Consider the following 24,936-nt stretch of genomic DNA (forward strand, 5'->3'; position numbering starts at 1 on the left):
AATTATTGCGCTTGAACACGAAGTTCAGCTGAGCTGCGGCTTTGGTGGCCGAGCAAGGTGTTCAGATCCGCCGTCTTTGGCTTCACTAGGTAGAACTTTGGAATCCATTCATCAAAGTTCGCCAGAATAGCTTCAGCGTGTACTGAGCCAGTCTCTTCTAAGTGCTCTGCAATTAAGCCACGCAGATGTTCTTGGTGGATAAATAAGTCAGACAGAGAAAGTGCCTCGACCGACTCGTTATTTACTCGACCTTGGAAGTCTTCGTTCTTATCCATGACATAAGCGAAGCCACCTGTCATACCCGCACCGAAGTTGACGCCAGTTGCGCCAAGAATGGCAACAATACCGCCGGTCATGTATTCACAGGCGTTGTCACCAGCGCCTTCAATCACAGCAACCGTACCTGAGTTACGTACGCCAAATCGTTCGCCAGCCGTACCAGCTGCAAACAGCTTGCCTCCAGTTGCGCCATACAGACAGGTGTTGCCTATGATGGTCGCTTCGTTACAAGTAAATGCGGTGCCTTGGTGAGGCTTGATAACCACTTTGCCGCCAGCCATGCCTTTGCCAACATAGTCATTGGCATCGCCTGTTAGGTAAAGCTCAACGCCGCCTGCGTTCCAAACCGCAAAAGATTGGCCTGCTGTACCGTCGAGATATAACTTGATTGGTGAACCTGCCATCCCTTGGTTGCCGTATCGCTTAGCAATTTCACCAGAGATACGAGCACCAATCGAGCGGTCTGTGTTGATCACGTTGTAGTAAAGGCTGGTGGATTGACGTTTCTCAATTGCATCGAGTGCATCATCCAGAATCTGCTGGTTGAGCTGAGCTTTATCAAATGGTGCGTTTGGCTCGGTCCAAAACAGTGGGTGACCTTCTGGAGATACCGGAGCTTCGAGTATTGAAGAGAGATCGAGCTTGTTCTGTTTCGCGGTGAGGCCTTGAACGGCTTCAAGTAAGTCAGTACGACCAATCAGGTCCGTGAGTTTTTCTACGCCGAGTTCTGCAAGGTATTGGCGAACTTCATCGGCTAGGCCTGTAAAGTAGTTCACCACCATGTCTGGCAGGCCTTTGAAGTATTCGCGGCGTAGTGTTTCATCTTGAGTCGCAACACCCGTCGCACAGTTGTTTAGGTGACAAATTCGTAAGAACTTACAACCCATTGCGACCATTGGCGCGGTACCAAAACCAAAGCTTTCTGCACCGAGAATCGCACCTTTAATCACATCAAGGCCAGTTTTTAAACCACCATCGACTTGCAGGCGGATCTTATGACGAAGCCCGTTAGCAACCAGTGCTTGTTGAGTTTCTGCTAAGCCAAGCTCCCAAGGGCAACCTGCGTATTTTACCGAGGTTAGAGGGCTTGCCGCGGTACCGCCATCGTAGCCAGAAATGGTGATCAGATCGGCATAGGCTTTCGCTACACCAGTTGCAATCGTGCCTACACCCGGTTCCGATACTAACTTTACTGAAACCAAGGCTTTAGGGTTCACTTGTTTAAGGTCGAAAATCAGCTGCGCTAGATCCTCGATAGAATAAATATCGTGATGTGGAGGAGGGGAGATCAGTGTCACCCCTTGAACTGAATATCTCAGCTTAGCGATTTCTGCGGTAACTTTATGGCCGGGCAGTTGACCACCTTCTCCAGGCTTCGCACCTTGCGCGACCTTGATCTGCAAAACATCCGCATTGGTTAAGTAATGTGGCGTCACACCAAAACGACCGGAAGCTATCTGCTTGATACGAGAGTTACGGTCAGTACCAAAGCGTCGAGGGTCTTCACCACCTTCACCAGAGTTTGAGTAACCACCCAAGCGGTTCATCGCCATTGCTAATGCTTCATGCGCTTCTGGGCTCAAAGCACCGATCGACATTGCCGCAGAGTCGAAGCGTTTAAACAGATCGCTGTTAGGCTCGACTTGCTCTAGTGGTAGAGGCTGATCGGCTTTTTTGAGGCTCATTAAGTCGCGTAACATCGCAGCTGGACGAGCATTTACTTGCTTAGCAAAAGAGAGATAATCCGATGTCTCACCTGTTTTTACTGCAGTTTGCAGAGTGCCAACCACATCAGGGTTATAGGCGTGATATTCGCCGCCGTGTACATATTTGAGTAAACCACCGTGCTCGATTGGCTTACGCTTAGTCCAGGCTTTACGAGATAAGTTATAGATATCTTGCTGGAAATCGCTAAAGCTTGCGCCTTGGATTCGAGTGGTAACTCCGCGGAAACAGAGCTCAACAACATCGGAATGAAGGCCAACGGCTTCGAAAAGCTGTGAACAGCGATAAGAGGCAATGGTTGAAATTCCCATCTTCGACATGATCTTGTACAGACCTTTGTTGATGCCGTTTTGGTAATTTTGCATTGCGGCACGATAATCTTTATCTAAAGAGCCATCATCCAACATTTTACCTAACGCTTCATAAGCGAGGTATGGGTAAACCGCGGTTGCACCGAAGCCAAGCAGCACAGCAAATTGGTGTGGGTCGCGCGCAGTTGCTGTCTCAACAACGATGTTGGCATCACAACGCAGGTTGGTATCAGCAAGCCTTGTTTGCACCGCACCAACCAACATGGCTGCAGGGATCGGTAGTTTTCCTTTCTCTAAACCTTTGTCCGACAGCACAACTAAAACCGCACCTTCGCTGACTTCTTGTTCGGCGCTATCACATACTGCTTTGATTGCTTGTTCTAGATCTTGGTTATTCGGGTCGTAGTGCATGCTGAGAATGACATGACGATAATGTTTTTGACTCAACTGCAGAAGCTGCTGCATGTCTGAGTAAAGCAGTACTGGTGAATCAAACGTGACACGATAGGCGTGACCGTCTGTTTCACAGAACACGTTCATCTCTTTACCAATACTGGTCGCCAAAGACATCACGTGTTTTTCACGCAATGGATCAATCGGTGGGTTGGTGACTTGTGCAAACTTTTGACGGAAGTAATCAGTGACCAAGCGTTCTTTTGAAGAGAGCACAGCCATTGGCGTGTCGTCGCCCATTGAGCCTACTGCTTCTTGCCCCATATCACCAAGCACACGCAGCACTTGGTCGGACTCTTCGTTGCTCATCGCAAACTGTTTTTGGTAGGTCTTGAGCGTATCATCGTCAAAGCTACGCTTACCCACTTGGTCATCTTGCAGCGCAGAAAATGGCGTTAACTTGTGGACGTTCTTTTCCATCCACTCTTTATATGGGTGGCGGCCTTTGAGGTCATTGTCGATCTCATTAGATTGCCATAGCTTGCCGCGGCGAGTATCTATTACCAACAGTTCGCCCGGGCCAACACGGCCTTTCTCTGCGACTTCATCCGGTGCGTAGTTCCAGATACCGACTTCTGATGCGAGCGTGATTAGATTGTCTTTGGTAATCACATAACGCGCAGGACGCAGGCCGTTTCTATCTAGGTTACACGCAGCGTAACGACCATCTGAAAGTACGATACCAGCAGGACCATCCCACGGTTCCATGTGCTTTGAGTTGAAGTCGTAGAATGCACGTAGATCTGGGTCCATATCTGGGTGGTTTTGCCAAGCGGGCGGCACAAGCATGCGCATCGCTCGGAACACATCCATACCACCGGCAAGGAACAGGTCGAGCATGTTATCTAGGCTTGATGAATCTGAGCCTGTCTCATTCACAAAGGGTGCGGCGGTTTGTAAGTCTGGCAGCAACGGCGAAGAGAATTTATAGGCACGAGCCTTAGCCCACTGACGGTTACCTTCAATGGTATTGATCTCACCATTGTGCGCTAAATAGCGGAATGGTTGAGCCAGTGGCCAACGTGGCTGAGTATTGGTTGAGAAACGCTGGTGGAACAGACATATCGCCGATTCCATGCGTAAGTCTGCAAGATCGAGGTAAAATCGCGGAAGATCGGCCGGCATACACAGACCTTTGTAAACCATGACTTGTGTCGAAAGGCTACAAATATAGAAATCTTTGTCTTCGGTGATCTGTTTTTCAATTCTGCGACGAGCGATATAAAGGCGTCGTTCAATATCGCGCTCACGCCAGCCTGCAGGTGCTGAGATAAACACTTGCTGAATATTGGGAACTGAATCTTTGGCAATCGGACCTAATACGTCGGTGTTGGTCGGTACTACACGCCAACCTGCAACCGTTAAGGTCTCTTGAGCGAGCTCTTTATTGACGATGTCTTGCGCGGATTGCGCTTTGATTGGATCTTGGCTGAAGAAAATCATGCCGACAGCGTATTGCTTGCCGAGCTTGAAGTTATTCTCTTCAGCAATAATTCTGAGATAAGAGTCAGGCTTCTGTAGTAATAAGCCACAGCCATCCCCGGTTTTACCATCCGCAGCGATACCACCACGGTGTGTCATGCGATCGAGGGCTGAAATAGCAGTTCTTACCAACTTATGACTAGGTTGGCCTTCCATTTGCGCTATTAAACCAAATCCACAGTTGTCTTTTTCAAGACTAGGATCATATAGAGCCATTGCAATTCTCCCTTTTGCTTCTCTGTCATCCAGACAGTAAATGACTAACTATTCATATACTTGTTGTTTTTTATAAACTGATAGTTTGCTTTAGCCAGTTAAAACGTTATTGGTTGTGTTAACAAAACCGATTGATTTTATTTTCATCAGCTTTACAACGTATAGCTAATTGTGTTTAAGGTCAAGTTCATGGTTAATTATCATGCATAAACGCGATTAGCCACTTAATAATCTAAAATAGTCGATGGATATCAATGAGATATATAAGGTGAATGTTAACGGGATTTAACATATACAACAGGATGATTTTGAAAACGCCAAAGGCCAGATAGAAAAAAGGCTAGCATCGAGTGCTAGCCAAATATAAAAGTTAGGAAGGGTATTGCTTTTCCTCTAGGCTAACGTAATTGACGTTAGCCCGAGAAATATTATGCGGAAAGCATGAGTGAATCAGCTTTCGCTTCTAAGTTTGAGTTACCCATTAAGAAGTCATCAATCGCAATTGCACATTCACGACCTTCATTAATACAACGTACAACTAGAGATTGACCAGTACGCATATCACCAGCAGCGAAAACGCCTTTCTGGTTCGTTGCAAAACCTTCAGAAGCGACGTTACCGCGCTCGTCCAGTTTAATGTCTAGTTGAGCAAGCACGCCGGTTGGCTCCGGGTGTAAGAAGCCCATTGCTAGGAATGCCATGTCACAAGGAATAACACGTTCAGAGTTCGCGACTTCATCAAAGCCTGGACGCTCACCTGGTTTCGCATCTTGCCAAACTATGTCAGCAATACGTAGACCCGTCACTTGACCTTGCTCGTTACCGATGAACTCTTTGGTTAAGATGTTCCAGTGACGTTCACAACCTTCTTCGTGAGAAGTGGTGGTTTTCATGATCATTGGGTATTGAGGCCAAGGCATGTTTGCAGGGCGCTTCTCTGGTGGGATCGGCATGATCTCAACCTGAGTAATGCTCGCTGCCTTATGACGGTTTGATGTGCCCACACAGTCAGAACCAGTATCACCACCACCGATAACCACAACGTGCTTATCTTTAGCGTGAATCTCTTCTGTTTTAAGATCTAGGTTGTTAGCACGGCGGTTGTTTTGACCAAGGAATTCCATGGCAAAGTGAACGCCTTTCAACTCACGACCAGGGATTGGCAAGTCACGTGGAACCGTAGAACCACCCGTTAGCAATACCACATCAAACTCTTGGCGTAGCTGCTGAGCGTTAACATCAACACCGATGTGTTGGTTAACTTTAAACTCAACGCCCGCTTCAGCCATTAGGTTGATCTTACGATCAATCACGTCCATACCCAGTTTGAAGTCTGGGATACCGAAGCGAAGTAGACCACCGACTTTCTCGTCACGTTCAAATACCGTTACCGAGTGACCAGCGCTGTTTAGCTGCTCAGCTGCGGCTAGGCCAGCAGGACCTGAACCGATAACTGCGACAGTTTTACCTGTGCGAGAGCGTGGTGTTTTAGGTTTTGCGTACCCTTCACGGTACGCAGTTTCGACAATCGTTTTCTCGATATTACAGATAGTGATTGGGTCTTGGTTGATACCAAGAACACAGGCACTTTCACAAGGAGCAGGACAAACACGACCGGTAAACTCAGGGAAGTTGTTGGTAGAGCTTAGGATATTCCAAGCCTCTTCCCAGCTGTCACGGTAAACCGCATCATTGAATTCTGGGATGATGTTACCAATCGGACAGCCGTTGTGACAGAAAGGTACGCCACAGTCCATACAACGAGATGCTTGAGTATTGATCTTGTCACCAAACTCTTCGTTAAGTACGAACTCTTTGTTGTCTTCAATTCGAACTGACGGGTCGAGCTTCTTTGGAAGCTCACGACCGTGTTCTAAAAATCCAGTAGGCTTACCCATTATACTGCCTCCACTTCTTCCGTTTGTGCCTGTTGTGCTTCAGCTTTACGCTTTTGAAGAACCGCTTTGTAGTCGCGTGGCATTACTTTAACTAGCGATGCAACACGTGCTTCAAAGTTGTCTAGGAAAGACTGAGCAACTTCACTTCCTGTGAATTCAACATGCTTAGTTAGCATATCTAGTAGAAGATCTTTATCTTCTTGTTCAATTGGATCTAGGTCTACAAGTTCTGCGTTGAGCTTAGTCTCGAAGTCACCTGCTTTATCCCAAACATAAGCGACACCGCCACTCATACCTGCAGCAAAGTTACGACCCGTTGAACCAAGGATAACGGCAACACCGCCAGTCATGTATTCACAACCGTGGTCACCAACACCCTCAACAACAACCTTCGCACCAGAGTTACGAACACAGAAACGTTCGCCAGCCATACCGCGAATGAAAGATTCACCAGAGGTTGCACCGTAGAAACATACGTTACCAACCACGATGTTATCTTCAGCAACGATAGTAGATCTTGCATCTGGGTACAGTACCAACGTACCGCCAGACAGACCTTTACCCCAGTAATCGTTCGCGTCGCCTTCTACTTCGAACTTAACGCCTTTCGCAAGGAACGCACCGAAAGATTGGCCAGCACTACCGTGGAACTTAACGTTCATTGGTTGTGGTAAACCTTGGTCTTTGTAAACCTTCGAGATTTCGTTCGACAGCATGGTACCAGCAGAGCGGTCCGTGTTGATGATAGGGAAGCTCGCATTCACGGCTTCGCCTTTCTCAAGAGCTGGAATCGCAGCTTGAATCAACTTGCGGTCTAGAACGTCTTCTAGGTTGTGGTTTTGTTGCGTCTGGTTGTAGATACCATCTTCTTCACGTGCCTGCTCAATGTGCAGTACAGGTGTTAGATCTAGGTTCTTGTACTTCCAGTGGCCGATGTCATCACGAACTTTAAGTTTGTGCGATTGACCAACCATCTCATCGATAGAGCGGAAGCCAAGTTCAGCCATTACTTCACGCAGACCTTCAGCCATGTATTGGAAGAAAGTGACTACGTCTTCTACGCGGCCGTCGAAACGTTCACGCAGAGTCTTGTTCTGTGTTGCGATACCAACAGGACATGTATTCTTGTGACACTTACGCATCATGATACAGCCTTCAACCACTAGAGCTGCTGTTGCTACGCCCCATTCTTCAGCGCCAAGTAACGTTGCTACTGCAAGATCACGTGGTGTTTTCATCTGACCATCAGATTGAACAACGATACGGTTACGTAGGCCGTTTTTCAGTAGTGTTTGGTGCGTTTCCGCTAGACCCAGCTCCCAAGGCAGACCGGTATGACGGATAGAAGACATCGGAGATGCACCCGTACCACCATCAAAACCTGCGATAAGTACCACGTCAGCTTTCGCTTTCGCTACACCCGATGCAATCGTACCTACGCCAGCTTCTGATACTAGCTTCACGTTGACACGACCGTTACGGTTCGCGTTTTTCAGATCGTAGATCAGCTGAGCCAAATCTTCGATTGAGTAGATATCGTGGTGTGGCGGTGGCGAGATAAGACCTACGCCCGGAGTCGAGTGACGCGTTGCGCCGATCCAGTCATCAACCTTATCACCAGGTAGTTGACCACCTTCGCCCGGTTTCGCACCTTGAGCCATCTTGATTTGTAGCTCATCAGCGTTAGATAGGTAGTAAGACGTTACACCAAAGCGACCAGAAGCCACCTGTTTGATTGCTGAACGTTCCCAGTCGCCGTTTTCTTTACGTTCGAAACGTGCTGGATCTTCACCACCTTCACCTGAGTTTGATTTCGCGCCAATGCGGTTCATCGCAACAGCCAGTGTTGAGTGAGCCTCATGCGAGATTGAACCAAAGCTCATTGCGCCGGTTGCGAAACGCTTAAGAATGTTCTCGATTGGTTCTACTTCTGCTAGAGGAATAGAGCCTGCAGGGTTCTTGATGAAGTCCAGTTGGCTACGTAGCGTTGCTGCGTTGTCGCCTTGGTCATCAACTGCTTTTGCGTACTTCTTGAACTGACCGTAATCTTTGTTACGCGTCGATTCTTGAAGTAGAGAAATCGTTTCTGGGTTGAATAAGTGTTTCTCACCACGTTGTTTCCACTGGTAAACACCACCAACATCAAGGATCTGAGCTGGAATTTCACGAGCTGGGTAACCAACACGGTGACGAACCAATACTTCTCGCGCGATATCGTCGATCGTTAGACCTTGGATACGAGAAACAGTACCTGTGAAGTATTTTTCAACCACTGATTTGCTAACACCAAGTGCTTCAAAGATTTGTGCACCGTGGTAAGACTGCAGCGTAGAGATCCCCATCTTAGAGAAGATCTTAAGTAGACCGCCGTTAACACCTTTACGGTAGTTATCGAATAACTCACGTGGGTGTACGTTTGGATCTAGCTTCTTAGTACGTTGCAGTTCAACAATCGTTTCAATAACTAGGTATGGGTTAACTGCGTTTGCACCATAACCGATAAGCGTTGCAAAGTGGTGTGTCTCACGAGCGTCGCCCGTTTCAACAACGATGTCACACTTAGCACGTAGACCTTTACGGATTAGGTGGTGGTGAACCGCGCCAACCGCCAGCATTGCTGGAATAGCGGCATGGTTAGAGTTAACCGCACGGTCTGTCAGTAGGATGATAGAGTAGCCATCAATCACTGCGTCTTCTGCGTATTGGCAGATACGCTTAAGTGCGCGCTCTAACTTACCTTGGTCGCCATTTGCTTGGAATACGATATCCAGCGTCTTCGCCTGAAGGTGCTCGTTATCGATTGCACGCAGTTTTTCTAACTCAGAGTTAGACAGTACTGGAGACTCAAGTTCTACTTTTTGACAGTGCTCAGGTGTTTCAGCAAGTAAGTTCTGGTCTTTACCTAGGTAAGTGTTCAGAGACATAACCATGCGCTCACGAATCGGGTCGATCGGCGGGTTAGTTACTTGTGCAAACAACTGTTTAAAGTAGTTTGAAAGGTGCTGCGATTGGTGAGAAAGAATCGCTAGCGGCCAGTCAGCACCCATTGCAGAAAGTGGCTCGTAGCCTGTTTTCGCAAGAGGTAGAATGATTTCGTTTACTTCTTCAGAACTCACGCCAAACGATTGTTGTTTGTGTAGTAGTTTCTCTGGAGAAGGTTGGCTAAATTCGTTGCTCGCATCCGGTAGCTTTTTCAGGCTCAGAAGGTTCTCTTCAACCCACTTTTCGTAAGGTTGTGCTTTAGCAATGCTGTCTTTCACTTCTTCATCAGAAATGATGCGGCCTTGCTCAAGGTCAGCAACGAAGATACGACCTGGTTGTAGACGACCACGGTACTCAACGTTTTCAGGTGCAATCTCAACAACACCAGACTCAGACGCCATTACTAGGAAGTCGTCTTTAGTTACTGTGTAGCGAGAAGGACGCAGACCGTTACGGTCAAGTGTTGCACCTACTTGAACACCATCGGTGAAACATACTGATGCTGGGCCATCCCATGGTTCCATTACGTTCGCGTGGTACTGGTAGAACGCACGACGAGTTGGATCCATGTTTTTGTTTTCTTGCCATGCTTCCGGGATCATCATCATCAACGCGTGTGGCAGAGTACGACCTGAAAGAACAAGTAGTTCCAGTGCCATATCGAAGTTTGATGAATCCGAACTACCTTCCTGACAGATAGGAAGCAGCATGTCGATTTCAGCTTGTGTAAACAGATCCGATTCTAGGATTGCTTCACGTGCTTTCATCCAGTTCAGGTTGCCGCGAACCGTATTGATTTCGCCATTGTGCGCGATGTAACGGAAAGGCTGAGCTAGACGCCAACGTGGGAATGTATTGGTAGAGAAGCGAGAGTGTACTAGTGCTAGAGCTGTCACCATGGTTGGGTTTTGCAGATCTAGGAAGTACTGAGGAACTTGTTCAGTTGTTAGCTGACCTTTGTACACCAATGTCTTGTAAGACATAGAGTTGATGTAGAAGTCATCACCGATATTTGAAACGCTTTCTAGGCATACACGAACCGTGTAGTTACGTAGAACATACAGTTTACGCTCAAGCTCTTCTGGTGTGATACCAGGGCCGCCAGAAATAAATACGTGTTCAAATTGAGGTTCAGTGCTTAGTGGGTCAGCACCAATCATTGAATTGTCCGTTGGAAGTTCACGGTAACCGATAACTTCTAACTCAAGGCGTTGTGCATTGCGTTCTAGAATGTCACGACACTGTGCACGTTTGTGTTCATCTTTAGGGAAAAGTACAACACCAACACCATATTTTTCAAAAGATGGCAGCTTAATTCCAAGCTTTACGGCTTCTTCTAGTAAGAATTCGTGCGGCTTCTGTAGCAGGATACCTGCACCATCACCAGAACACGGATCGCAGCCTTGGCCGCCACGGTGTTCCATACGTGCAAGCATATCGAGTGCTTGAGTTACTACATCATGAGATTTGCGATTCTTTAGATGCGCAACAAAACCGATACCACAAGCGTCATGCTCCAATTCAGGAGTATACAGACCCTGTGAGTTCTGCTCTTGATCTACCATAGATACATCCTTCCAGTTAAATCTAGGCGCAACTTATTTGTATAAAGTCAGCCTTGTCCTTTTATATTTATGGGTCTAAACCTGCCTATGCTGGCGGTTTGAATCCTTTCCGTATCTCGCAGGAAAAGTATTGCGAGAAAAACAATCCTTAGTGATACCTGTTTATTTTTAACCACAAACTAGTGGTTTATATAGGTGGGAGTTAGATATCACCGACTTATTAGCAAGTTTTCGTTGTAAGTAAATACTCAAAAATAGCCAATATGTGTAAGTATCCTACAATTTTGTCTAGGCGAATTGCAATGAAAGTTGACCCATGTAGACCATTTTTTTCGTTTTATTTTGAATTTAATGCCTAACAAATGTGCAACATTAGGCAAATAGAGCCGATTTTTTGCATGTTTATTGATATTTGTTAGGTTGCTCGCAAAAAGCCTTGAGTAAACTAATTGGTCGAATTTTGCAGGGATGTAATTTTTTTTCAAAAAAAGACTGATATTCATTCTTATTTACTTGAGTGCTTTGAAAATATGCAATTACACGAGTTGGTCAATACTATCGGCCAAGACCTTCAACGCCGTTATGGCGAGAAGGTTCACAAGCTGACGCTTCATGGTGGTTTCAGCTGCCCAAACCGAGACGGGACAATTGGCCGTGGAGGTTGCACGTTTTGTAACGTGGCTTCCTTTGCCGATGAACAAACTCAAATTCAAAGTATTGCTGACCAGCTAAAAGATCGTGCGGGTGAGATTGCTCGTGCCAAGAAGTACCTGGCTTACTTTCAGGCGTACACCAGCACTTATGCTGAGGTGCAAGTGCTCAAGAATATGTATGAAGAGGCGCTAAAAGCACCCGGTGCAGAGATCGTCGGCCTTTGTGTTGGTACGCGACCAGACTGTGTGCCTGATGCGGTGTTGGATCTGTTAGCGGGCTACGTTAAACAAGGCTATGAGATTTGGCTCGAGCTTGGCCTGCAAACCGCCAATGATAAAACCCTCAAGCGAATTAACCGCGGCCACGATTTTGCGGTGTATGAAACGATCACCCAACGCGCACGCGCTTTAGGTATCAAGGTGTGTACTCACCTGATTGTTGGTCTACCAAAAGAAACTAAAGCGGATAACCTTGAAACCTTAGACAAGGTATTAGCCGTTGGCACCGATGGTATTAAGCTGCACGGCCTTCATATAGTAGAGGGCAGTACCATGGCTAAGGCGTGGAAGGCAGGAAAGCTAGAAGCCCCAAGCCTTGAAGAGTACATCGATATCGCGAGTGAGATCATTCAACGCACGCCTGCGGACGTGGTTTATCACCGTGTTTCTTCAGCGGCGAGACGCCCAACCTTACTTTCTCCTTTATGGTGTGAGAACCGCTGGTTAGCGATGACTGAAATAGGTCGTTCGTTGGATAAAACCGGTGCTCAAGGCATCAAAACGGGCTCTACATTCGAGTACACGTTGCCTGTTTTAAACGCGGCCAATTAATAGAAATGGGTGACTGTAGGTAGCAGCAGATAAAACCAATAAATAGTGGTAACATTTCCCTAACAGATTTTATGGTATAGATTGAGAGTAAATGGAACTGGTAATGACTTGGTTGTGGGACAGGGCGTATGGCTACGGTATTTATATCGTTGTTGTATTGCTGATTGCTCTCATCTGCTGGCATCTCTATTCTCGTTATCAGTCGCATATCGAAACGCTTCTACTTGCTACCCCGTCGCCACTCTACTTTGTTGATGTTCGAAGTGGCGAAATACTCTATGCCAATCGCCAAGCCATGCAGTTGCTTGGTATCCGCCAAATCGGTGTTAATTTTCGCTTTCCTACTGTGGAAAGCGAGAACAGCTTTCGTCACTACTTAACCAACCACATCAACTCTCGAGCCTTCGAGCAGGTCTCCCTGTGGGCGCTTTCTGAATTTGAGTCGTTCAAGATCAACTTGATCGGTCGTAAGATCCATTTTAGAAATAAGCAGGCTTGGATGATTCACGCCTCACCTTATAAAAACACTAACGAAGAACTGTCCCAAGAAGTTCGAGAACTGAATGTTGCTCGTACCGCTTTGGATTCTTTGTCTGAGCTGATCTACGTGAAAGATCAGAAAGGTCAGTTAGTGACGAGTAATCGCTCGTTTAAAAAGTTTTGGCATGGTCGTGCTGAAGAGGGCACCCTGAGTGTTTCTGGTGGAGTATTAAAAGGTCGTGTAAGTGAACGCTCTTGGACTACAGATCAAGATGGAAAAAGCTGCTTGCTTGAAACCTACCAAAGTGTGCTGCTTTCCCAAGATGGAGAAACCATCGGCACGCTCTCTATTAGCCATGATGTGACCGATTGGCATGACATGCAGCAGAAACTGCGTGGCGAGATGGAGAAGCGAAAAGATACCGAAGTGGCACTTGCGCAGCGTGACACCATCTTGCAAAACCTCCTGGAGGCCAGCCCAGACTCGATTGGTATCTTTAATGAAAACATGGTTTATCAAGCGTGTAATAAACCATTTGTGGCTGCGCTGGGTATCTCTGAAGTCAGTGACTTGATCGGTAAACGTTTACAAGATGTGGTGCCACATAGCATCTATACGCGAATATCAGAAACCGATCATCAAGTGCTTCATCAAAGTAAATCACTGCGTTATATCGACAAAGTGGTCTCAAGTGATGGAACATTTACTTGGTATGATGTAGTCAAATCACCGTTTAGAGATCCAGCATCGAGCACTAATGGTGTGTTGATCATGGCGCGTGATATTACAGAGCGTTATCTAGCAGAACAAAAGCTTGAAGAAGCCAACCTTGAACTTGAACGCCTCAGCTTTATGGATAGCCTGACTAAAGTGTCTAACCGACGTCGTTTCGATGAACAGCTCTCTACACTGTGGCATTATCATGTGCGTGAGAAGCTGCCACTGACGATCATGCTATGTGATATCGACTTCTTTAAAGGCTACAACGACTTTTACGGACACCAACAAGGCGATGATGCTTTGATTCAGGTTTCTCAGGCATTTAAGCAGGTGTTGAATCGTTCATCTGATTGTGTGGCTCGTTATGGTGGTGAAGAGTTCGGTTTTATTCTGCCAAATACAACGACCGAAGGTGCTCAGCTGGTGGCGCAGCGTATTCATGATGAAGTCCTAAAATTGGAACTTGCGCATGAGAAGTCGACAGTCTCTGAATTCATCACGGTGAGTATTGGTATTATCTCTTACATTCCTACACCTGATGATGAAATGGAATCGGCTGTTGCCTTGGCTGATAGTGCGTTGTATCAAGCGAAATCAGACGGTCGCAACCGTTCAATGGTGCATCCATACTCAATTCGCTAACGCTATAAAATTGGCAATTTGATTATCCCCGGCTATTTTTGCTTAGTTAGTATTTGTATTGGTTAATTAACCTTCGAAATTACCGCTGAACACTTGCTGCGTGTGATGTAGCTAGCTTACCTCCCATCTTCAAACAGGGTAGAATGTTGCTAGTCTTATCGCATGGAGCGTTAAATGAAACCCATGAAAAATCTTGCCCAGTATTACGTGGATCTACTCGTAAAACTGGGGATTGTCCGCTTTTCTATCTTACTCGCCCTAGCGCTTGTTGCCCTCGCTGTTGTTGTGCAAGTCGGTATCACCCTTGCACTCAAAGGCAATGTTGATGACATCGACATTGTCCGTTCAGTTTTCTTCGGTTTAGTGATCACGCCTTGGGCGGTTTATTTTCTGTCAGTGGTCGTGGACCAGTTGGAAGAATCACGTCAAAGGTTAGCGAAATTGGTCTCTAAACTTGGCGACATGCGTGAGCGAGACCAAGAACTCAACAATAAAATGCAGCTCAATATCGAGAAGCTTAATCAAGAAATTGAAGAGCGTGAAAAAGCGGAAGAAGCGCGCGCAGAAGCAATGCAAGATCTCGAAAACGAGGTGTTCCAGCGCGAGCGTACTCAGCTTGAACTCGCAGAACGTACTGCACTGTTACGCTCGTTTATCGATGCCTCGCCTGACCTTATTTACTACCGTAATGAAGATGGTGTGTTTTCTGGTTGTAACCGTGCGGTTGAAGAGCTCACTGGTAAAACAGAAAAAGAGCTAGTTGGTTTAACTCCTTGGGATGTTTACAGTAAAGAGGTCGCTCAGCAAGTTGTTGAAACCGATAAGAAAGTATTTGCTGACAACCAAGCACTGACTTATGACCAATGGCTTGAATACCCAGATGGCCGCAAGAGTTACTTCGAACTGCGTAAAGTGCCTTTCTACAGCAAAGATGGTCGTCACTTGGGCTTGGTTGGTTTTGGCCGCGATATTACTGAACGTAAAGAGCATCAAGAGTCGTTAGAAAAAGCCAGCCGCGATAAGACCACCTTTATCTCAACTATTAGCCACGAGTTAAGAACGCCGCTCAACGGCATCATTGGCTTGAGCCGCATGCTGCTTGATAGCCAACTGACCACCGAACAGCGCAAGCAGATGCAAACCATCAAGGTGAGCGCGGTGACACTGGGTAATATCTTCAACGATATTATTGATATGGATAAGTTCGACCGCCGTAAGCTTGAACTCTTCCCTACGCCTATTAACTTTGAAGATTTCGTTGTCGAGATCGAAAGTATCTCTGCGTTGATGGCTGAGCAGAAAGGGTTAAGGTTCGATCTAGAAAGATTGTCTGATCTTCCAGCTGCTGTTGAGGTGGATGGTACTCGTCTTAGACAGGTACTGTGGAACCTTGTTAGTAACGCGATGAAGTTCACCAAAGATGGTGGAGTGGTGATGACAGTCAGCGCCGACATTGATGGTGACTTTGCCAACATTACGATGGAAGTGGAAGATACTGGTATTGGTATCCCTGAAAGTGAAATCGAGAAGATCTTCGCGATGTACTATCAGGTGAAATCGGGCACGGACAACTTGCACGCTGTCGGCACGGGTATTGGTCTCGCTGTCTCTCAACAGCTAATTAATATGATGGATGGCCACATTGAAGTCATCAGTGAAGAGGGCTTTGGCAGTACCTTTACGGTTTCGATTCGAGTTCCAGTGAATCACGATACTCAGGCTCTGATCAAAACGCCAAGAAAACAGTCGAATCTTAAGATCTTTATGGTCGAAGACATTGAACTCAATATCACAGTGGCTCGCTCTCTACTTGAAAGCCTTGGCCATGAAGTGACAGTCGTGATGACGGGTAAAGAGGCGCAAATTGCTTTCAATCCTGAAGACTATGATTTGGTGTTGTTGGATATCCAACTGCCAGATATGACGGGTTTCGATATTGCTCAATACTACCGCGAGAAATACAGCCAGCTACCGCCTTTGGTGGCGTTAACTGCGAACGTATTAAACAACAAGCAAGAGTACTTCCAGAAAGGCATGGACGAAGCGATCAGTAAACCTTTGTCGGTTCGAGCTATCCAAGATGTCATCAGTGAACTTATCGAAGATGCACCAGAGGTAATTGAGAAGGTAGCGGGCACCGATAAGGTTGAGAGCATTGATAAAGTCGACGCGAGTAAGTCTTTTCTTTCAGAAATTGATACCACTTTGCTTGATATTGATATGCTAGAGTCTTATGTTGATATTGTTGGATCGAAACCGGTTTTGGATAGCATCGCGATGTTCGAAGATATGATGCCGGAGTATATGGAAATATTGAACTCCAACATGGTCGCGAAAGATAAAGCCAGTATCGTTTCTGAGGCACATAAGATTAAAGGTGCTGCAGGTTCTATTGGTCTGAAACGCATCCAACAAGTTGCCCAGAAAGCTCAATCTCCAGATTTGCCTGCGTGGTGGGAGAACATTTCAGATTGGGTTGATGAGATAAATAACGAATACCAGAATGACATTGAAGTTTTAAAGAGTTGGTTAAATCAAAGGTAGAAGAATAATGAAAAAATTAGCATTCGCCGCATGTGTAGTGGCATTAGCGGGTTGTTCTACGCCACAAGTAGAATGGCAGCAAGATAATCAAGTCGAAGTATCTGCGGCAACAGTTACCATGAAAAGCAACCTTTGGCACAACAAGATGCCAACGATTGGCGAGACTCAAGATAAGACCCTGCATGGTTCTATCTACCTAGAGTCAGATTCACAACTGCCAGCAACGCTTGCGGTTGAGAGTGTTACGGTTAAACAGGGTGCAGACACCTTGTTGGTAACGGCTGACGATCTTGATTTAAGAACACACAGTGAAACTCAATGGGAAGTCGCGTTTGTATGGCAGCTAGAGATCGACAGCGACAAGCCTGTTGATGTAGCGGTTGAACTTAAAGATGGCGAAACCGTGAAGTGGTTAGTAGAGAAAGACGTTAAGGTGGATACGGTTTACTAAAACCTTATCCAATTAAGAACAATAAAAAAGGGAGAATGCGTTGGCATTCTCCCTTTTTAATAACTATTGATGACGCTTCTATTGTTAATAACACTTACTGGTGAGTAGTGCTAAATGGTAAGAAGCGCGAATCGAATTAGTCTTCTAGGTCACCACAAAAGCGGTAGCCTTCACCGTGAATCGTTGCGATGATTTCTGGCGTACCAGAAACAGATTCAAAGTGCTTACGAATACGACGGATTGTTACGTCTACAGTACGATCGTGTGGCTTAAGCTCACGGCCAGTCATCTTCTTAAGAAGGTCTGCACGTGTTTGGATCTTACCTGGGTTCTCACAGAAGTGAAGTAGAGCACGGAACTCTGAACGAGGTAGCTTGTAGCCTTCGCCATCTGGGCTAACCAGAGAACGACTGTTGATATCTAGTACCCAACCGTTGAACTCGTACTTCTCAACGCTACGCTTCTCTTCTTGAACAGAGCTTGTGCTCATAGAACGGTTCAGAAGGTTGCGTGCACGGATAGTCAGTTCACGAGGGTTGAAAGGCTTAGTGATGTAGTCATCAGCGCCGATCTCTAGGCCAAGGATCTTATCAACTTCATTATCGCGACCAGTTAAGAACATAAGCGCTACGTTTGCTTGCTCACGTAGTTCACGTGCAAGTAGTAGGCCATTCTTACCTGGAAGGTTGATGTCCATAATTACAAGGTTAACTTGGTTGTCAGATAGCACTTGGTGCATCTCTTCACCGTCGCTAGCCTCAAAAACAGCATATCCCTCTGCTTCAAAAATACTCTTTAGAGTGTTACGAGTTACTTGCTCATCTTCAACGATAAGAATCTGCGGGGTTTGCATTTGGCGGTACCTAAATTTGTGACGAAACTGTGCTAATAGAATAAATTCTAGGCAAAAACATAACATACAGGTAATGTATTTTTGATGATAACTTAAAGTTTTCAAAAAAACACTTACTTCCAGCTATCTGCCTTCCTTGAAGTATTGCCCAATAACGTAGATCCAGTACGCCTTTCAATCATTCTTTTAGTGATTGGAGTGGATTCTATAATGTTAACAGCATGCTAACAACGCGAGAATGTTAATTCCATTCACTTTGTTGATTTACATCAATTGCCGTATCGCAACAAACTTTAATAGTATGGCTACAACTTAACCAATGTTATGGTGACTATTTAGCACCAAAACAAGAATGATTATTCGAGATGCTTCGCACATCTTGCCTGCTAAAGACCGGATTATGAACCAAGGAAGCTGAAAGCTGTCTTAAGAGTCTAGTAGATAAATATGCTCAATCAACCTTTATTGAGTAATAAATTGAGCATAGAACAATGAAAACAAAGGATTAATTTTAATAACATATAAAAGCATAGAGGCTAGCCTGACATAACTGGTAACGCCTTACTCACGGAGGATATATGCACGATATAACACCCGACTTGTGTGATGAGTTTGAAAGCGAAGTCACCCTACTGAACATGCCATTGCAGAACTTCGGCCAACGTGGTGCGTTCTTTGGAAAAATTGTAACAGTTCGTTGTTATCACGATAATTCCAAGGTTCGCGAGGTTTTAGAGACCGACGGCTGTGGCAAAGTGCTTGTCGTTGACGGTAATGGCTCATGCCAGAAGGCGCTGCTTGGCGATCAACTCGCTATTCTCGCAATAGAAAATGGTTGGGAAGGCGTGATTGTGAACGGTGCGGTGCGTGATGTTGGCATGATGTCGCAAATGGACCTTGGCGTTCAAGCGTTAGGTGCATCGCCATTCAAAACAGAGAAACGCGGTGTCGGCCAAGTGAATGTGACGCTCTCTATACATAATCAACTGATTCAGCCTGGTGACTATATTTATGCCGATTGGAATGGTGTGTTAATTTCATCTGAGTTGTTAATTGAATCGTAACTGACTCAAATTGAATGCCGTTGATAGATTAGAACGGGGAATGGTTTGTGATGTACTAAAAGTTTGAATCTCAATCCGCACTAATCTGTTAATAAAGAACAAGCTAAAGAGACTAAAAGCGAAACCCTAGTCCCACTTCAACACCTTGCTGCCACTCTTCATAATCAAGGGTGGCATGCAAATCTAGGTTATCTGTTAGTTGCACTCGGCTGGAAACCTCTGCGGCTACCGATTTCTCATTGTCTTCGGTCTCGTCTTTATAGGTGTGTAGAGAACTGTTAAAAGAGACTCTTTCTGAGAACTGATAACTGACACCACTCAAGAATCCACTTTCCTGTTTCAGTGCCGCACTATGGATACGTGTACCGACGTAAAGATCCACATCTGAAAACAAGCTATAAGAGTAGCCACTGTCTATCTTCCAAGTATCGAAGCTTTCACTCGACGCGTTTTGTGTGGAGATAAAGAATTTATGAGAAGAACTATCGATCTGGCTGGGTAGTAGAGGCAAGCTATTCGCTGAACAAACAACAGGCATAGCAAAAGCCAAAAGAATAAGTAATCTCTTCATTTCCCACTCCTGATGTCATTATTATTGTTCTTCGAACGTTATCGTTCAATTAAAGCACAGAACTTGTACGTTCGCTGCACAATCGATATAGCATTTTGTTATGACTATATATGCGATTGATCACTCTTGCCTGTTCAATGAGTAAATCCAGTATCTTAAGTGAAGGTTTATACAGGGTGTTTTATCCCTTAAATGACGGTTTGCTCTGAAAAACGGTGCGAATGTAAAAAAAACGCAACTTTTCATTGACGTCCAGTGGTAAAAATTGATACACGTAGAGTAAAGCACAAGCAGAGAATTTGATATGCAGCACGTAAGCCACCTAGTAATGACCACAACCATTATTATTACCGACATTAACATTGTTGGGGCAGGCTGCTAAGTAACGGATTTTTAAAAAAAGGCCTGTATCCAACAAGATACAGGCCTTTTTTTGTACCATTTTTATGACTTATGGAGAAAGGGATGCGCGTTTTAAAGTTTGGAGGTTCATCATTAGCTGATGCAGATCGTTTTTTACGAGCGGCTGATATCATCGCTAATAATGCCCAGCAAGAAGAGCTAGCCGTTGTACTATCGGCTCCAGGAAAAACAACCAATAAGTTGGTCGCTGTAATTGAAGCTGCACTTAAAAATGGTGAAGCAGACGCACAGATTACAGAGATCGAATCTTCATTTAACACACTGTTTGCAGAGATCAAAGCGGTCGTGCCTTCTATCGATGGTGCCGCGTTTCAAGAGCAGGTGGATACCTCTCTTGCTCAGCTAAAGCAGTTCGTGAATGGCATCAACCTACTTGGTATGTGCCCGAACCACGTTAATGCTCGCATCATCAGTAAAGGTGAGCGAATCTCTATCCAGTTAATGAAAGCGGTACTGGAAGCGAAAGGCCAACCAGCAAGCCTGATTGACCCTGTCCAATACCTATACGCTAAAGGCGATCACCTTGAAGCTATGGTCGATGTGGATGTCTCTACTCAGAACTTCCAACAATCTCCACTTCCTAAAGGTCACGTTAACATCATGCCTGGCTTTACTGCGGGTAATGAAAAAGGTGAGCTAGTCACACTAGGTCGTAATGGTTCTGACTACTCAGCGGCTGTGTTAGCGGCGTGTCTACGTGCTGATTGCTGTGAAATCTGGACTGATGTCGATGGCGTTTACAACTGTGACCCACGCTTAGTTGATGATGCTCGTCTGCTCAAGTCTCTTAGCTACCAAGAGGCGATGGAGCTTTCTTACTTTGGTGCTTCGGTTCTACACCCGAAAACCATTGCTCCTATTGCGCAATTCCACATTCCTTGTCTGATCAAAAACAGCTTCAACCCACAAGGCGCAGGTACTTTGATTGGCCAAGACACTGGCGAAGACAACCTAGCAATCAAAGGCATCACTACGCTAAGTGACCTAACCATGGTTAACGTATCAGGCCCAGGCATGAAGGGCATGGTAGGTATGGCGAGTCGTGTATTCGGCGCGATGTCTTCTGCTGGCGTTTCTATTGTCCTTATTACTCAATCTTCTTCTGAGTACAGCATCAGCTTCTGTATTGAATCGGCTGATAAGGTGAAAGCGAAACAAGTGTTGTCAGACGCGTTTGAACTTGAACTTAAAGATGGCCTGTTAGAGCCGGTTGAGTTCATGGATGACGTTGCGATTGTAACGCTGGTGGGTGACGGTATGCGCACTTCACGTGGCGTAGCATCTCAGTTCTTCTCTTCTTTAGCTGAAGTGAACGTCAACATTGTTGCTATTGCTCAAGGTTCTTCAGAGCGCGCTATTTCAGCGGTTATCCCTGAAGACAAAATCTCTGAAGCAATCAAAGCGTGTCACGAGAACCTATTTAACTCTAAGCACTTCCTAGATGTATTCGTTGTGGGTGTCGGCGGTGTTGGTGGCGAGCTTGTTGACCAGATCCAACGTCAGCAAGGCAAACTGGCTGAAAAAGGCATCGTGATTCGCGTATGTGGTTTAGCAAACAGTAAAGGTTTGTTGCTAGACAGCGATGGTCTACCGTTAGAGCAGTGGCGTGACCGTATGTCGAGTGCGACTGAAGAGTTCAGCCTAGCGCGTTTAGCGGCTTTGGTTCAACGTAACCACATCATCAACCCAGTATTGGTTGATTGTACGTCTAGCGAAGGTATTGCGGCGCAGTACGCTGATTTCCTAGCGGCTGGTTTCCACGTAGTAACACCAAACAAGAAAGCAAACACAGCAAGCATGGCTTACTACCATCAGCTTCGTGAAGTTGCACGCAACTCACGTCGTAAGCTGATGTACGAGACAACAGTAGGTGCAGGTCTACCGGTCATCGAAAACCTACAGAACCTTATCTCTGCAGGTGATGAACTTGAGAAGTTCAACGGCATTCTTTCAGGTTCACTGTCTTACATCTTCGGCAAGCTTGATGAAGGTATGACACTGAGCCAGGCAACCAATATTGCAAAAGATAACGGCTTCACTGAACCGGATCCTCGAGATGATCTATCTGGTATGGATGTGGCGCGTAAGTTGCTTATTCTTGCTCGTGAAGCAGGCATGGCGCTTGAACTTGAAGATGTTGAAGTAGACCAAGCTCTGCCACCGGGTTTTGATGATTCAGGTACGGTTGAAGAGTTCATGGCTCGCCTACCAGAAGCGGATGCTTACTTCAAAGAGCAGTCAGCTATCGCAGCAGAAGAAGGTAAAGTACTTCGTTATGTGGGTGAAATCGCTGAAGGTAAGTGTAAGGTTCGTATCGCTGCTGTTGATGGCGACGACCCAATGTTCAAGATTAAAGATGGCGAGAACGCATTAGCATTCTACAGCCGTTACTACCAACCAATCCCTCTAGTACTGCGTGGCTACGGCGCGGGTACTGAAGTAACAGCTGCTGGCGTATTCTCTGATGTGATGCGTACTCTTGGTTGGAAATTAGGAGTTTAAGAATGAGTTCAAGTGATATGGATGTTGTCGTTTATGCTCCTGCATCAATCGGTAATGTCAGTGTAGGGTTTGATGTGCTGGGGGCCGCTGTGTCTCCAGTGGATGGCACGCTGCTAGGTGACCGAGTTATGGTTAAAGCCGGTGATGAACCATTCTCACTTAAAGCTGCAGGCAGCTTTGTTTCTAAGCTGCCAACTGAAGCAAAAGAAAACATCGTTTACGACTGCTGGGTGGTGTTCTCGAGAGAGCTTGATAAAAAAGGCGTTACGCTAAAGCCTTTAGAAATGACACTAGAAAAGAACATGCCTATCGGTTCAGGTTTGGGTTCTAGTGCATGTTCAATCGTCGCGGCACTGGATGCGCTAAACCGTTTTCACGGTCAGCCCCTGAATGAAACTGAACTGCTTACTCTGATGGGTGAAATGGAAGGCAAGATTTCAGGTGGTATTCACTACGATAACGTTGCGCCATGTTACCTTGGTGGTGTGCAGCTCATGCTTGAAGAGCTAGGCATCATCAGCCAAGAAGTACCGTGTTTTGACGACTGGTACTGGGTAATGGCTTATCCGGGTATTAAGGTTTCAACGGCTGAAGCGAGAGAGATCCTACCATCTCAATATCGTCGTCAGGATATTATTGCTCATGGTCGTCACTTAGCGGGCTTTATCCACGCGTGTCATTCAGGTCAACCTGAACTGGCGGCGAAGATGATCAAAGACGTGATCGCTGAACCATATCGTGAGAAACTGCTTCCAGGGTTTGCTGATGCTCGTAAATACGCGCTGTCAGCTGGGGCACTGGCTACTGGTATTTCTGGTAGTGGTCCAACTCTATTTAGCATTTGCAAAGAACAAGATGTCGCCGAGCGTGTTGCACGCTGGTTAGAACAAAATTACGTACAAAATGAAGAAGGATTCGTTCACGTTTGTCGCCTAGATAAGCAGGGTTCGATCGTTACAGGAAGTGAGTTATGAAACTGTACAACATCAAAGAAAATGATGAACAAGTCTCTTTTGGCCAAGCCGTTCGTCAAGGATTAGGCCGTAATCAAGGTCTATTTTTCCCATCTGAACTGCCAAAGTTTGATGATATCGATGCGCTGCTAGCAGAGGACTTTGTCCCTCGTAGCTCAAAGATTCTGTCAGCATTGATTGGTGATGAATTACCAAAAGAACAGATCGACCAAATGGTGGATGCAGCGTTCCAATTCCCTGCACCAATCAACCAAGTAAAAGACGGCGTTTACGCGCTTGAGCTTTTCCACGGTCCAACACTGGCGTTTAAAGATTTCGGTGGCCGCTTTATGGCTCAATCTTTAGCAGCTGTTTCTGATGGTGGTCAAATCACTATCTTAACGGCAACATCAGGTGATACTGGTGCGGCGGTTGCGCATGCTTTCTACGGCATGGAAGACATCAATGTTGTGATTCTTTACCCGAAAGGCAAGATCAGCCCACTGCAAGAGAAGCTGTTCTGTACGCTTGGCAAGAACATCCACACTGTGGCGATTGATGGTGACTTTGATGCGTGTCAGGCTCTAGTTAAAGACTCATTTGATGACGCTGAACTGCGTAAAGAGATCGGTCTTAACTCGGCAAACTCGATCAACATCAGCCGTTTAATGGCTCAGATCTGTTACTACTTTGAGGCGGCTTCTCAGCTGACTAAAGAGCAACGTGAAAACCTCGTTATCTCTGTACCAAGTGGTAACTTTGGTAACCTAACGGCTGGTCTATTGGCTAAAGCGCTAGGTCTACCTGTTAAGCGTTTTATCGCAGCAACTAACGAAAATGACACTGTTCCTCGTTACCTAGAAACAGGTCAGTGGGATCCAAAACCGACTGTTGCGACAACATCGAACGCGATGGACGTAAGCCAACCAAACAACTGGCCTCGTATCGAAGAGCTTTGCCAACTGAAAGGTTGGGGCTTAGATACACTAGGCAAAGGTAAAGTATCTGACGAGCAGAGCGCTGAGTCAGTTCGCGACCTAAAAGCACAAGGTTACCTATGTGAACCACATGGTGCGATTGCTTACCGTCTACTGGAAGAGCAACTGCAAGAGAACGAAACTGGCTTGTTCCTGTGTACAGCACACCCAGCGAAATTCAAAGAAGTGGTTGATGACATCCTAGGTTCTGATATCGAACTGCCTGGCCCGCTAGCAAAACACGCGGCGATGGAATTGTTGTCTGAAGATCTTGATAACGATTTTGAAGCGCTAAAAGCTGTGCTTCGTCGAGTTCAACCGTAACGTCCATTTGTTTTTCGAACAAATAAAAACGGCGCT

Annotated in this window: 13 protein-coding genes, 1 pseudogene and 1 other annotated feature; of the genes and pseudogenes, 8 read left to right on the forward strand and 6 right to left on the reverse strand. The window is 45.9% G+C overall.

What is annotated here, in order from left to right; all coding sequences use genetic code 11:
* Positions 1-2: 2 nt before the first annotated feature.
* The 3 genes from gltB (AB6E30_RS00795) to gltB (AB6E30_RS00805) all read right to left on the reverse strand — a co-directional run bounded on the left by gltB (AB6E30_RS00795) (position 3) and on the right by gltB (AB6E30_RS00805) (position 10,911).
* Positions 3-4,466 (reverse strand): glutamate synthase large subunit, encoded by a 4,464-nt coding sequence (gene gltB / locus AB6E30_RS00795; protein ID WP_136981996.1) that lies wholly within the window; start codon positions 4,464-4,466, stop codon positions 3-5.
* 428 nt (positions 4,467-4,894) lie between these two features.
* Positions 4,895-6,364 (reverse strand): glutamate synthase subunit beta, encoded by a 1,470-nt coding sequence (locus AB6E30_RS00800; protein WP_136973921.1) that lies wholly within the window; start codon positions 6,362-6,364, stop codon positions 4,895-4,897.
* Complete coding sequence (gene gltB, locus AB6E30_RS00805; RefSeq protein ID WP_372102408.1) at positions 6,364-10,911, reverse strand: glutamate synthase large subunit; 4,548 nt, start codon at positions 10,909-10,911, stop codon at positions 6,364-6,366. Before gltB (AB6E30_RS00805) ends, AB6E30_RS00800 begins: the two co-directional genes overlap by 1 nt.
* A gap of 530 nt (positions 10,912-11,441) precedes the next feature.
* Between gltB (AB6E30_RS00805) and AB6E30_RS00810 the strand changes: the two genes are divergently transcribed.
* The 4 genes from AB6E30_RS00810 to AB6E30_RS00825 all read left to right on the forward strand — a co-directional run bounded on the left by AB6E30_RS00810 (position 11,442) and on the right by AB6E30_RS00825 (position 17,233).
* The gene (locus tag AB6E30_RS00810; protein ID WP_372056415.1) at positions 11,442-12,395 is read left to right on the forward strand and encodes a TIGR01212 family radical SAM protein; all 954 of its coding nucleotides are present in this window, start codon (positions 11,442-11,444) and stop codon (positions 12,393-12,395) included.
* 91 nt (positions 12,396-12,486) lie between these two features.
* Positions 12,487-14,238: a diguanylate cyclase domain-containing protein gene (locus AB6E30_RS00815; RefSeq protein WP_017059307.1), complete on the forward strand. Its 1,752-nt coding sequence runs from the start codon at positions 12,487-12,489 to the stop codon at positions 14,236-14,238.
* 174 nt (positions 14,239-14,412) lie between these two features.
* On the forward strand, positions 14,413-16,782 hold the full coding sequence (gene arcB / locus AB6E30_RS00820) for an aerobic respiration two-component sensor histidine kinase ArcB (RefSeq protein ID WP_372102410.1): 2,370 nt from the start codon (positions 14,413-14,415) through the stop codon (positions 16,780-16,782).
* Between the two features lie 7 nt (positions 16,783-16,789).
* Positions 16,790-17,233: a hypothetical protein gene (locus tag AB6E30_RS00825; RefSeq protein WP_017070077.1), complete on the forward strand. Its 444-nt coding sequence runs from the start codon at positions 16,790-16,792 to the stop codon at positions 17,231-17,233.
* Positions 17,234-17,369: 136 nt separating this feature from the next.
* On the opposite strand, the gene arcA is transcribed toward AB6E30_RS00825, so the two are convergent.
* On the reverse strand, positions 17,370-18,086 hold the full coding sequence (gene arcA / locus AB6E30_RS00830) for a two-component system response regulator ArcA (protein WP_004741534.1): 717 nt from the start codon (positions 18,084-18,086) through the stop codon (positions 17,370-17,372).
* A 429-nt stretch (positions 18,087-18,515) separates the two neighbouring features.
* Positions 18,516-18,617: pseudogene (locus AB6E30_RS00835) on the reverse strand (ribonuclease activity regulator protein RraA); the annotation flags it as partial.
* 47 nt (positions 18,618-18,664) lie between these two features.
* Here AB6E30_RS00835 and AB6E30_RS00840 point away from each other — a divergent pair.
* Complete coding sequence (locus AB6E30_RS00840; protein WP_017059310.1) at positions 18,665-19,150, forward strand: putative 4-hydroxy-4-methyl-2-oxoglutarate aldolase; 486 nt, start codon at positions 18,665-18,667, stop codon at positions 19,148-19,150.
* Positions 19,151-19,262: 112 nt separating this feature from the next.
* Here the strand turns inward: AB6E30_RS00840 and AB6E30_RS00845 are convergent, their stop codons facing one another.
* Positions 19,263-19,721 (reverse strand): ribonuclease regulator, encoded by a 459-nt coding sequence (locus tag AB6E30_RS00845; RefSeq protein WP_372102412.1) that lies wholly within the window; start codon positions 19,719-19,721, stop codon positions 19,263-19,265.
* A gap of 317 nt (positions 19,722-20,038) precedes the next feature.
* Positions 20,039-20,157: a sequence feature (Thr leader region), on the forward strand.
* 29 nt (positions 20,158-20,186) lie between these two features.
* Here AB6E30_RS00845 and thrA point away from each other — a divergent pair.
* Genes thrA through thrC form a run of 3 tightly spaced genes read left to right on the forward strand, consistent with a single transcriptional unit; the run spans position 20,187 to position 24,900 of the window.
* Positions 20,187-22,646 carry a bifunctional aspartate kinase/homoserine dehydrogenase I gene (gene thrA / locus AB6E30_RS00850; protein ID WP_017059312.1) on the forward strand — a complete coding sequence of 820 codons (2,460 nt, stop codon included), beginning with the start codon at positions 20,187-20,189 and terminating at the stop codon, positions 22,644-22,646.
* Between the two features lie 17 nt (positions 22,647-22,663).
* Entirely contained in the window at positions 22,664-23,620 is a 957-nt protein-coding gene (gene thrB / locus AB6E30_RS00855) for a homoserine kinase (protein WP_372102431.1), read from the forward strand.
* Complete coding sequence (gene thrC / locus AB6E30_RS00860) at positions 23,617-24,900, forward strand: threonine synthase (protein ID WP_017059314.1); 1,284 nt, start codon at positions 23,617-23,619, stop codon at positions 24,898-24,900. The genes thrB and thrC overlap by 4 nt, the downstream gene beginning before the upstream one ends.
* Positions 24,901-24,936 lie beyond the last annotated feature (36 nt).

It is taken from the genome of Vibrio sp. 10N.247.311.12, from assembly GCF_041467515.1.
Lineage (GTDB): Bacteria > Pseudomonadota > Gammaproteobacteria > Enterobacterales > Vibrionaceae > Vibrio > Vibrio crassostreae_C.

Coding starts and splice junctions, on each gene's coding strand:
- gltB (WP_136981996.1), bottom strand. CDS start 4,466: ATGGCTCTATATGATCCTAGTCTTGAAAAAGACAACTGTGGATTTGGT.
- AB6E30_RS00800 (WP_136973921.1), bottom strand. CDS start 6,364: ATGGGTAAGCCTACTGGATTTTTAGAACACGGTCGTGAGCTTCCAAAG.
- gltB (WP_372102408.1), bottom strand. CDS start 10,911: ATGGTAGATCAAGAGCAGAACTCACAGGGTCTGTATACTCCTGAATTG.
- AB6E30_RS00810 (WP_372056415.1), top strand. CDS start 11,442: ATGCAATTACACGAGTTGGTCAATACTATCGGCCAAGACCTTCAACGC.
- AB6E30_RS00815 (WP_017059307.1), top strand. CDS start 12,487: ATGGAACTGGTAATGACTTGGTTGTGGGACAGGGCGTATGGCTACGGT.
- arcB (WP_372102410.1), top strand. CDS start 14,413: ATGAAACCCATGAAAAATCTTGCCCAGTATTACGTGGATCTACTCGTA.
- AB6E30_RS00825 (WP_017070077.1), top strand. CDS start 16,790: ATGAAAAAATTAGCATTCGCCGCATGTGTAGTGGCATTAGCGGGTTGT.
- arcA (WP_004741534.1), bottom strand. CDS start 18,086: ATGCAAACCCCGCAGATTCTTATCGTTGAAGATGAGCAAGTAACTCGT.
- AB6E30_RS00840 (WP_017059310.1), top strand. CDS start 18,665: ATGCACGATATAACACCCGACTTGTGTGATGAGTTTGAAAGCGAAGTC.
- AB6E30_RS00845 (WP_372102412.1), bottom strand. CDS start 19,721: ATGAAGAGATTACTTATTCTTTTGGCTTTTGCTATGCCTGTTGTTTGT.
- thrA (WP_017059312.1), top strand. CDS start 20,187: ATGCGCGTTTTAAAGTTTGGAGGTTCATCATTAGCTGATGCAGATCGT.
- thrB (WP_372102431.1), top strand. CDS start 22,664: ATGGATGTTGTCGTTTATGCTCCTGCATCAATCGGTAATGTCAGTGTA.
- thrC (WP_017059314.1), top strand. CDS start 23,617: ATGAAACTGTACAACATCAAAGAAAATGATGAACAAGTCTCTTTTGGC.